The organism is Actinocorallia libanotica, assembly GCF_039525175.1.
In the GTDB taxonomy this organism is placed as follows: Bacteria; Actinomycetota; Actinomycetes; order Streptosporangiales; family Streptosporangiaceae; genus Actinocorallia; species Actinocorallia libanotica.
Genome location: NZ_BAAAHH010000004.1, coordinates 322,081 through 331,326 on the forward strand (window position 1 = coordinate 322,081; position 9,246 = coordinate 331,326).

Annotated in this window: 11 protein-coding genes; 5 read left to right on the forward strand and 6 right to left on the reverse strand. The window is 73.2% G+C overall.

All coding sequences use genetic code 11. From position 1 onward, the window contains the following. The 3 genes from ABD140_RS08365 to ABD140_RS08375 form a co-directional block, all read left to right on the forward strand. A partial coding sequence (locus ABD140_RS08365) for a roadblock/LC7 domain-containing protein (RefSeq protein ID WP_344238514.1) occupies positions 1–284 on the forward strand: 284 nt, incomplete at its 5' end. Further along, positions 281–1,075 carry a hypothetical protein gene (locus tag ABD140_RS08370; protein WP_344238516.1) on the forward strand — a complete coding sequence of 265 codons (795 nt, stop codon included), beginning with the start codon at positions 281–283 and terminating at the stop codon, positions 1,073–1,075. The genes ABD140_RS08365 and ABD140_RS08370, both read left to right, overlap by 4 nt. Positions 1,076–1,125: 50 nt before the next feature. Beyond that, positions 1,126–1,497 carry a hypothetical protein gene (locus tag ABD140_RS08375; RefSeq protein WP_344238518.1) on the forward strand — a complete coding sequence of 124 codons (372 nt, stop codon included), beginning with the start codon at positions 1,126–1,128 and terminating at the stop codon, positions 1,495–1,497. 12 nt (positions 1,498–1,509) lie between these two features. On the opposite strand, the gene ABD140_RS08380 is transcribed toward ABD140_RS08375, so the two are convergent. The 4 genes from ABD140_RS08380 to ABD140_RS08395 form a co-directional block, all read right to left on the reverse strand. After that, entirely contained in the window at positions 1,510–2,757 is a 1,248-nt protein-coding gene (locus tag ABD140_RS08380) for a GNAT family N-acetyltransferase (RefSeq protein ID WP_344238520.1), read from the reverse strand. Positions 2,758–2,843: 86 nt separating this feature from the next. Continuing rightward, entirely contained in the window at positions 2,844–3,572 is a 729-nt protein-coding gene (locus ABD140_RS08385; RefSeq protein WP_344238522.1) for an ABC transporter ATP-binding protein, read from the reverse strand. Beyond that, entirely contained in the window at positions 3,545–4,297 is a 753-nt protein-coding gene (locus ABD140_RS08390) for an ABC transporter permease (protein ID WP_344238524.1), read from the reverse strand. Before ABD140_RS08390 ends, ABD140_RS08385 begins: the two co-directional genes overlap by 28 nt. Positions 4,298–4,306: 9 nt before the next feature. Continuing rightward, a complete protein-coding gene (locus ABD140_RS08395) occupies positions 4,307–5,248 on the reverse strand; it encodes an aliphatic sulfonate ABC transporter substrate-binding protein (RefSeq protein ID WP_344238526.1) in 942 nt (313 codons plus the stop codon). A gap of 192 nt (positions 5,249–5,440) precedes the next feature. On the opposite strand from ABD140_RS08395, the gene ABD140_RS08400 reads away from it, so the two are divergent. Continuing rightward, positions 5,441–5,860 (forward strand): hypothetical protein, encoded by a 420-nt coding sequence (locus tag ABD140_RS08400; RefSeq protein ID WP_344238528.1) that lies wholly within the window; start codon positions 5,441–5,443, stop codon positions 5,858–5,860. Between the two features lie 9 nt (positions 5,861–5,869). Here ABD140_RS08400 and ABD140_RS08405 read toward each other — a convergent pair whose 3' ends face one another. Continuing rightward, positions 5,870–7,033, reverse strand: a complete 1,164-nt coding sequence (locus ABD140_RS08405; protein ID WP_344238530.1) for a cytochrome P450 — start codon at positions 7,031–7,033, stop codon at positions 5,870–5,872. Positions 7,034–7,064: 31 nt separating this feature from the next. After that, positions 7,065–7,868: an SAM-dependent methyltransferase gene (locus tag ABD140_RS08410; protein WP_344238532.1), complete on the reverse strand. Its 804-nt coding sequence runs from the start codon at positions 7,866–7,868 to the stop codon at positions 7,065–7,067. Between the two features lie 305 nt (positions 7,869–8,173). Between ABD140_RS08410 and ABD140_RS08415 the strand changes: the two genes are divergently transcribed. Next, on the forward strand, positions 8,174–9,246 hold a 1,073-nt coding region (locus tag ABD140_RS08415), incomplete at its 3' end, for a glycosyltransferase (protein WP_344238534.1).

Below are 9,246 nucleotides of genomic sequence, written 5' to 3' on the forward strand. Positions count from 1 at the left end.
GCCCGGGGGGTCCCGCCTTCACCGACGCCGCCGAGGACGCCGAAGGCCTCTCGGAGCTGCTGCGGACCGCTCTGGCCAGCCCCGTGCTGTCCGGCGCCGCCACCGGTGACGACCTGGAGGAGCTCACCGTCACCGGGGCCGCGGGCCACCACCTGCTCATGGTGCTCACCACCCCGCTGGACGCGCGCCTGTGCCTGCACCTGCGCCTGGACCGCGAACGGGGCAACCTCGCCCTGGCCCGGCACCGGCTGCGGGAGATCGCCCGGACCCTGGTGGCCGCATGAGGCGGCTGCGCGAGCACCTGCGCCGCCTGGCCGACGAGCGGGCCACCGGCACCCTGCACCTGGCCGGGCAGGGCGCCCTGCACCTCAGCGAAGGCGCCGTCGTCCACGCCGAGTGCCACCGCACCCCCTCCCTGCGCGACCTGCTGGTCCACTCCGGCCGCCTGAGCGAGTACGGCTGGCAGTGCCTGCGCGCCGGCGGCGCGGCGGGCGACATCGCCGTCCCGGGCCGGCTCAGCCGCGCCGAACTGCAGATGTACCAGCTCATCGCCCTGTTCGACGCCGTGTACTTCCTGGCCCCCTGCCAGGCCGAACCGCGCTTCGCCGCGGGCGGTCCGCACTGGCTGGACGGCCTCAACGCCGCCGGTCCCGCCACCCTGGCCGAGGAGGTGCGCCGCCGCCGCGCCCTGCTGGGTGCGGCCTGGCCCTCCCCGCTGGCCGACGACGCGCCGCTGGAGCCCGTGCGGCGGCTGCACCGCCAGCGGGTGGTCCTCACCGGCCTGCAGGCCGAGCTCCTGCTGAACGCCGACGGCCGCAAGACCCCGTCCGAGCTCGCGCGGGAGCTCGGACGGACCCGCTTCGGCTGCACCCTGGCCGTGCGCGGGCTGGTCGCCTCGGCGCTGGCCCGCGCCCCCGAACCGCAGGAAGGAGTCCGGATGCCGCGCCGCCACCCGGGCGGGGCGCCACGCCGGGCGCTGCCCGTCGCCGCCGGTTCGGCGTCCCGGCCCCGCTGGGCCGAGGCGGATCCGGGGCTGCTGGCCCTGCTCCAGGACGCGCTGCGGGAGCTGGAATGAGCTCCCGCCCGTGGCCTTCGTTTCGATATGACCGGTGAAAGGAGACACTGATGTCCAACATCGAGCAGTCCCTCAAGGAGATGATGGCGATCGACGGCGCGATCGGCGCGGCGATCGTCGACTACGGCAGCGGCATGGCGCTGGGCGTGATGGGCAACACCAAGGCGCTGGACCTGCAGATCGCCGCGGCGGGCAACACCGAGGTGGTGCGGGCCAAGATGCGCACGATCGAGCAGCTGGCGCTGAACGACACCATCGAGGACATCCTCATCACCCTGGCGCGGCAGTACCACATCATCCGGCCGCTGTCGGGGCGCAACGGCCAGGGCCTGTTCATGTACATGGCACTGGACCGGGAGCGGGCCAACCTGGCGCTGGCCCGCCACCACCTCAGGCGCATCGAGGAGAACGCCGAGGTCTGAAGGACCCCCCGCTCAGAAGATGTCCGGGCACCACGCGCGGCGGGAGGCGCGCAGCAGGGTGTCCGCCGCGGCGGCCGCCCCGGGGCGCTCCTCGTCGAGCCGGCCCAGCGCCGCCAGCCGGACGGCCGACTCGTCCCCCAGGTAGAGGCTGCCCAGCGCGGACACCGGGACGGTGAGATCCGCGCCCAGGGGGGTGGGGGCGCAGGAGGCGCCGTCCGGTCCGGCCTCCAGCAGGAACCGCCCCTGCGCGAGGCCGGCCTCGTCCCGCACGTCAAGGACGAGGCGGCCCGCGGCCGGGTAGGCGCGGGCGGTCAGCATCGCCGGGACGTCCAGGGGGCGCAGCCACAGGTGGTCGGTGCAGGCCGTGGTGACCGCGGCCCGGGCATCGCCGACCAGCAGCGGCAGCAGGTCGTCGGGGGCGCGTGAGGGAGCGTGGACGCGGGTCACCCAGTCGACCGAGCACAGGTAGTGCCACAGGGAGCGCTCGGCGGCGGGCGTGGCCGCCAGGAGGTCCCGCACGTGCAGGTCCCCGTCGGCCATGCCGTCCTTCCACGCCTCGACGGCGGTGTAGGCGGCCAGCCCGTCGACACTCCCGTCGGCGGCCAGGTGGAGCACGTAGTACGGCTCCTGCCAGGTGGTGCCCGACGGCCGGTAGTCGCCGGTGAGCTTGCGCCACCAGCCCTCGGGGCGGGTGACGAAGCCGTGGTGCTGCCTGCGGAGGCGCTCGTGCAGCTGCGGGCCCTCCTTGCGGACCCGTTCGGCGTCGACGAGCACCGTGCGCCCCCCGTCCTCGGGGCCGGGGGGCGCGCCGTGGCGCATGGCGCGCAGGGTGTCGACGCGGAAGTCGGTGAGCCAGGCCGCGGGCCCGAACCCGTACCGCCCGTAGATGGGGTACTCGGCGGCGATGAGGGAGGCCATCGGCATCCCGGCGTCCTTGGCCCTGCGCAGATCGGGCTCGATCATGCGGGTGAGCAGCCCGCGCCTGCGGTGCGTGGGCGAGACCGTCACGGCGCTGACCGCGCTGGAGGGCACGAGCGCCCCGCCGGGCGCGGTGACCTCGTGGTCGAAGCTGCGGTAGCTCATCACGCACCGGCCGTCCTCGAAGGCGCCCCAGGTGCGGGCGAAGTCGAGGATCTCATGCATGTACGCCACGTCGTGGGCGCCGGCGGTGGGCGGGCCGAGGTAGCCGATGCTGCGGGCCTCCCACCACCGCGCCACGTCCTGGTCGTCCTGCTCTATCAGGCGGATCTCCACACCCATCGGCTCCCCTTCTCCTCCCGGCGGTGTCCGTCCACGCTACGCCGATCTTGAACGGGGGAGAAAAGGGTTTTCCCCGGCGGGCGGGGTCAGAAGCCGTCCTCCTCGGGGGAGGCGGGCACGTGCAGGAGGCTGAGGAGCTTGCGGCGCAGCGCGCCGAAGCCGGGGGCGTCCACGGCGCGGGGGCGGGGCAGGTCGACGTCGATCTCCTCGGCGATGCGGCCGGCGTCCAGGACCAGGAGGCGGTCGGCCAGCAGCAGCGCCTCGTCGACGTCGTGGGTGACCAGGAGCGCGGCGAAGCCGTGGTGGGCGTGCAGGCGTCCGAAGAGCGCCTGCATCCGCAGCCGGGTCAAGGCGTCGAGCGCGCCGAACGGCTCGTCGAGCAGGAGCAGGTCGGGTTCGCGGACCAGGGCGCGGGCGAAGGCCACCCGCTGGGACTGGCCGCCGGACAGCTCCGCGGGCCAGGCCCGGGCGCGGTCGGCCAGGCCTACCTCGGTCAGGGCGGTGGCCGCCCTGACCGCGGCGTCCTTGCCTCGCACGCCCAGGGCGACGTTGTCGGCGACGCGTTTCCAGGGCAGCAGGCGGTGCTCCTGGAAGACGACCGCCTGGGAGCCCCGGGTGGTGAACTCGCCGGTCGCCTCCTCGTCCAGGCCGGCCAGGATGCGCAGCAGGGTGCTCTTGCCCGAGCCGCTGGCGCCCAGCAGCGCCACCACCTCGCCCTTCGCGATGGCCAGGTCGATCCCGTCGAGCACGGCGGTGCTCCCGAAGACCCGCCGGACTCCGGTCGCGCTCACGATGCGCGCAGTCCGCGCCGCCATGACAGCACTCTCCTTTCCGCGGTGCGCAGCGCCAGGTCCGACAGCAGGCCCAGGAGCGCGTAGACCAGCAGGCCCAGCACGACGACCTCGGTCCGGGCGAAGTCGCGGGCCTCCATCATCATGAAGCCCAGGCCGCTCTCGCCGTTGACCTGCTCGCTGACCACGAGGCTGAGCCAGCCGCTGGCGAAGGCCAGGCGCAGGCCCAGGAACAGGGAGGGGGTGGCGCCGGGCAGGACGACGTGGCGGAGGCGTTCGAAGGGGGTGAGCCCGCAGGTGCGGGCGGCCTCCACGAGGCGTTCGTCGATGTCGCGGATCCCGGCGTAGGTGTTGAGGTAGATCGGGAAGAACGCGCCGAGCGCGACCAGGGAGATCTTCAGGGACTCCCCGATCCCGACCCAGATGATGAGCAGCGGGACCAAGCCGAGGTGGGGCAGCATGCGGGCGGCCTGCACGGTGGGGTCGATGAGGTCGTCGCCCAGGCGCAGCAGCCCGGCGGCGGCGCCCAGCACCAGGGCCAGGACGCCGCCGATGAGCAGGCCGGTCAGGGCGCGCTGCACCGATTCCACCAGGTGCAGGCCCAGGGTGCCGTCCGCCGACAGCCGCCATCCGGCGGTCAGGACGGCGCTGGGCGGGGAGAGCTTGTCGGGCGAGAGGACGCCGGCCCGCGCGGCGCCCTCCCATGCGGCGACCAGGGCGATCGGGGTGAGGAGTCTGCGGATGCGCACGGCGGTCGGCTACTTCAGCAGGTCGGTGAAGCGGTCGTCGATGCGGCTCTTCATGTCGACCTTGCCGGGGATGAGCTCCAGCTCGGTGAACCCGTCGGCGATCTCCTGGATCTCCGCGCCGATGGCGGCGTCGACGGGCGCCAGCGGCCTGGCGCTGCGCTCCAGTGCGCGGGCGGCGACGTCCTCGGTGAGGCCGAGCTCGGGGGCCAGGACCTTGACGCGCTCCTCGGGGTGGGCGATGCCCCAGTCGGTGACCTCGCGGTAGACGCGCACGAACTCGCGGACGAGCTCGGGCTTGTCCTTCAGCGCCCGGGGGGAGGCCAGGAGGTACTCGCGGTTGTTGGCCAGGCCGGTGGCGTCGGCGAGGACCTGCACGCCGGGCCGCTGGGCCAGGGAGAAGTAGGGGTCCCAGATGATCCACGCGTCGACCTGGTCGTTGTCGAAGGCGGGGCGGGCCTCGGCGGGCTTGAGGTACTTGACGTCGATGTCGTCGATGGTCATGCCGTTGGCCTCCAGCAGTTTGACCAGGAGCCAGTTGACGTTGGAGCCCTTGTTGAGGGCGACCTTCCTGCCCTTGAGGTCCTTGAAGCCCTTGAAGCCGCGCTCCTCCTTGACCAGGACCGCCTCGCCCTCGGGTACGGGCTGCGAGGTGGCGATGATCTTGAAGTCGGTGCGGCCGGCGGCGGCGAAGATCGGCGGGGCCTCGCCGGTCTGCCCGATGTCGACGGCGCCGGCCTTGAGCGCCTCGGTGAGGGCGGGGCCGCTCTCGAACAGCGACCAGGTCGAGCCGGGGGAGGCGCCGCGGGCCTTGACCAGGCTCTGGCCGCCGAAGCGCTGGTAGCCCACGCGCAGCTTCTCCCCGCCGCCTTCGGCCTTCTCACCGCCCCCGCAGGCGGTGAGCGCGCCCAGCAGGGCGAGCGTGCTGACGAGGGCGAGGGTGAAGCGGCGCATCGGGGGGTGCTCCTTGGGTCCTGCGATCCGAACGCCGGAGATTATACGCACAAAACCTACAGAGTTACTAGGATATAGCCGGGTGTGCGTCCGACCTGCGGGAGGTCAAGTCTGCGCAGGGGCGCGGATGGGCCGGGAGGGAGCGGGAAGGGCTGCGGAAGTGAGGTTTCGTCCGCTGACGCGAGGAAGATCATGAGATTCCTGGTACGTCCGCACCAGCTGCCGGCCCGGGTGTCGGCCGGGCTGGTCATCCTCAACTCCGGGCTCGGCAAGCGCGGGGCCGACCGGCCGACCGCCGAGGGCCTGCACGGCATGGCCGCGGGCACCTACCCCTTCCTCAAGTCCCAGGATCCGCAGCGGTTCGTGCGGCTGCTGTCGACCGGGGAGATCGCCCTGGGCGCGGCGCTGCTCACCCCGTTCGTGCCCTCCCTGGTGGCGGGCGCCGCGCTGACGGCGTTCGCCGGCGGCCTGCTGGGCCTGTACCTGCGCACCCCGGGCATGCGGGAGAAGGGCAGCCTGCGGCCGTCTCCCGAAGGGCTGCCCCTGGCCAAGGACGTGTGGCTGCTGGGCATCGGGCTCAGCCTCGTCCTGGAGGAGAAGGGCGAGTGCTGAGCCCGCCGCTCATACGTCCCAGACCAGGGGAAGGGTGTCCAGCCCCATCAGCCCGTAGGCGTGCTCGAGCGCGTCCCGGTCGGGGGAGAGCCGGTATTCGGGCACGGCGCGGTGCCATTCCTCCAGGGCGATGTACAGCTCGGTGCGGGCCAGGTGGGAGCCCAGGCAGCGGTGCGGCCCGGTGGCGAAGCCCAGGTGCCGGTTGTGCTCGCGGCGCAGGTCCACCCGCTCGGGGTCGTCGAACGCGCGCGGGTCGCGGTTGAGGGAGGACAGGGGGAGCATGACGGTGTCGCCGGCCTTCATCGGGCAGCCGGCGACCTCGGCGTCGCGGGTGAGCTTGCGGCCGGGCAGCACGATGGAGTAGGCGCGCATGAGCTCCTCGACGGCCGAGGGGATCAGGCCGGGGTCCTCGCGCAGCGCCTTCTGGTCGGCGGGGTGGGCGGCCAGGTGCCAGAAGATGTAGGACAGCTGCGAGGTGACGGTGTCCAGGCCGGCCATGAACAGCAGCAGGCACAGGTCCAGCAGGTCCTTCTCGGGGATCGGCTCGCCCTCCAGCCGCCAGGTGAGGGCGTGGCTGACCAGGTCGTCGCCGGGTTCGGCGCGGCGCTGCTCGATCAGCTCGGCGAACATCGCGGTGACCTTCCCCATCGCCGCGGCCCGGTCGGGGTTGGCGGCGGGCGGGCCGTGCAGGATGGTGCGCTCCCAGGTCAGGAAGGTCTCCAGCCGCTCCACGGGCAGCCCCATGAGCTCCAGGAAGATCACCGAGGGGAAGGGGGTGGCGAAGTCCGGGACGAGGTCGCAGCCGCCGGTGCCGGCGATCCCGGCGATGAGGGAGGCGCAGTGCTCGCGGATGCGCTCCTCGCGGTCCCGGGCCGCGGCCGGGGTGAAGTGGGGGCGCAGCAGCTGCCGCCAGGCGGTGTGCTCGGGCGGGTCCAGCATCTCGGGGATCCACCGGTAGCGCGGTTCGGGGTCCAGGGCGTTGACGGCGGAGCTGGAGAACAGGCCGGGGTCCTGGAAGGCGGCCACAGCGTCCTCGTAGCGGGTCAGGACCCAGAAGCCCCGCCCGAAGGTCGATCTGAACGCGCGGTGCTCCTCGCGCAGCCCGTTCAGGATGCGGGCGGTGCTGCCCACGGGCCGCGCGCCGGCCATGGGGCTGAAGTCCAGTTCGGTCACGACGCCTCTTCCTCGGTGGTGGACGTGGGGGTCAGGGCTTGCGGGCGACTCCGCACAGGAACCAGGTGGGCAGGCGTCCGGAGGGAGGCCAGGCCGCGGTGGCGGGGCGCCAGTCGGGCAGGGGGACGAGTCCGGGCTCGAGCAGGTCGAAGCCGGCGAAGAAGCGGGAGATGCCGGCGGTGGAGCGCAGGGTCATCTCGGAGCTGGCGCGGCGGTAGACCGCGGCGCCGGCGTGGGCCGCCTCCTCCTGCTCGGCGTCGGTGATGTGGGAGACCACCAGGTGGCTGCCGGAGGGGACGGCGCCGCCCAGCACCCGCACCGTCCGCCAGGGGTCCTCCTCGTCGGTCAGGCAGTGCAGGACCGAGCTGAAGAGCACGGCCACGGGCCGGTCGAGGTCCAGGACGCGGTGCAGCCGGGGGTGGGCCAGGATCTCCTCCGGGCGCCTCAGGTCGCCGGTGATGACGTCCACGCCGTCGGATCCGGCCAGCAGCGCGCGGGCGTGGGACAGGACGATGGGATCGTTGTCGACGTAGAGGCACCGGGTGTCCTCGGCGGCCTCGCCGGCCGCCTCGTGCACGTTGCCCCGGGTGGGAAGCCCCGTGCCCAGGTCGAGGAACTGGCGGACGCCGGCCTCGGCGGCCAGGAAGCGCACGGCGCGGCCGAGGAAGGCGCGGTTGGCCCTGGCCAGGGCGGGTGTCTGCGGGGCGACCTCGAGCACGCGGGCCGCGGCCTCGCGGTCGGCGGCGTAGTTGTCCTTGCCCCCCAGGTAGAAGTCGTACATGCGGGCCACGTTGGGGACGTTCACGTCCACTTCCCTCGGCACCGCCCCGTCCACCGCGCCCCCTTCGTCAAAGATCTTCGCGATCCTAAGGGAACCGGTGATCTTTCGCCACCTATGCCGGATTTGCGCTAAACCGGAAGTGGATAAATTTTCCGCCATTACTACGGCGGGAATCTGGATTGGCCTTCTTTACTGCGATTGTGGCGTTTTGTAATTAGTGTCAGGGAACGATGGAAGGCGACGGTTGATGCGCTGAAAAATGGCATGTCCGGACCGATGCGGACGGCGAGGAGGGCGACTGGTTTCCGGCTCGGCGCAGGACCTGCGGATCCCTTGGAGGAGGAGCTTTGCTCGTTCATATGGTCTCCGAACACGCTAGCCCGCTGGCAGTTCTGGGCGGGGAGGACGCAGGCGGACAGAACGTCCACGTGGCGGCCCTGGCCGGCGCGCTGGCCGGCCGAGGGCACGAGGTCACGGTCTTCACCCGCAGGGATTCCCCCCACCTGCCCCCGTCCGTGCGCACTCCCGCCGGATTCGTCGTCGAGCACGTGGACGCCGGACCACCCCGCGCGGTGTCCAAAGACGCGTTGATGCCGCACATGCGGGCTTTCGCCGAGCACCTGACGCGGCGCTGGCTGACCGAACCCCCCGACGTCGTGCACGGCCACTTCTGGATGAGCGGATGGGCGGCGCTGACCGGCGCGCAGCAGCTGGGCATCCCCGTCGTGCAGACCTTCCACGCACTGGGCTCGGTCAAGCGCCGCCACCAGGGCGGCGCCGACACCAGCCCGCCCGAACGCCACCGCCTGGAGCCGCTGGTGGCCCGCCGCGCCCAGGCCGTCATCGCCACCTGCACCTGCGAGGCCGAGGACCTGTACGCCCTGGGCGTGCACCCCTCCCGGCTGGAGATCGTGCCGTGCGGGGTGGACCTGCGCCTGTTCCGGCCCGACGGGCCCGCGGCCGCGCGCGACGGGCGGCCGCGCGTGCTGAGCGTCAGCCGCCTGGTGCGCCGCAAGGGCCTGGACACCGTCCTGGAGGCGATGGCCTCCCTGCCCGGCGCCGAACTCCTGGTCGCCGGCGGCCCCGCCCGCGCCGACCTGGACCGCGACCCCGAGGTCGCCCGCTGGCGGGCCGTCGCCGAGCGCCACGGCATCGCCGACCGCGTCGTCTTCCTGGGCGGGGTGCCGCACGAGGACGTCCCGGCCCTGATGCGCTCGGCCGACGTCGTGGTCGGCGTGCCCTGGTACGAGCCGTTCGGCATGGTCCCCGTCGAGGCGATGGCCTGCGGCACCCCCGTGGTCGCCTCCGCCGTCGGCGGCCACCTGGACACCGTCGTGGACGGCGTGACCGGCCTGCTGGTCCCCCCGCGCGACCCCCAGGCCCTCACCGCCGCGCTGCACGACGTCCTGCACGCGCCCCGGCGGCGCCCCGC

Bases quoted from the DNA above. Each gene is read 5' to 3' on its own strand.
- ABD140_RS08370 (WP_344238516.1), top strand. From the start codon at position 281: ATGAGGCGGCTGCGCGAGCACCTGCGCCGCCTGGCCGACGAGCGGGCC.
- ABD140_RS08375 (WP_344238518.1), top strand. From the start codon at position 1,126: ATGTCCAACATCGAGCAGTCCCTCAAGGAGATGATGGCGATCGACGGC.
- ABD140_RS08380 (WP_344238520.1), bottom strand. From the start codon at position 2,757: ATGGGTGTGGAGATCCGCCTGATAGAGCAGGACGACCAGGACGTGGCG.
- ABD140_RS08385 (WP_344238522.1), bottom strand. From the start codon at position 3,572: ATGGCGGCGCGGACTGCGCGCATCGTGAGCGCGACCGGAGTCCGGCGG.
- ABD140_RS08395 (WP_344238526.1), bottom strand. From the start codon at position 5,248: ATGCGCCGCTTCACCCTCGCCCTCGTCAGCACGCTCGCCCTGCTGGGC.
- ABD140_RS08400 (WP_344238528.1), top strand. From the start codon at position 5,441: ATGAGATTCCTGGTACGTCCGCACCAGCTGCCGGCCCGGGTGTCGGCC.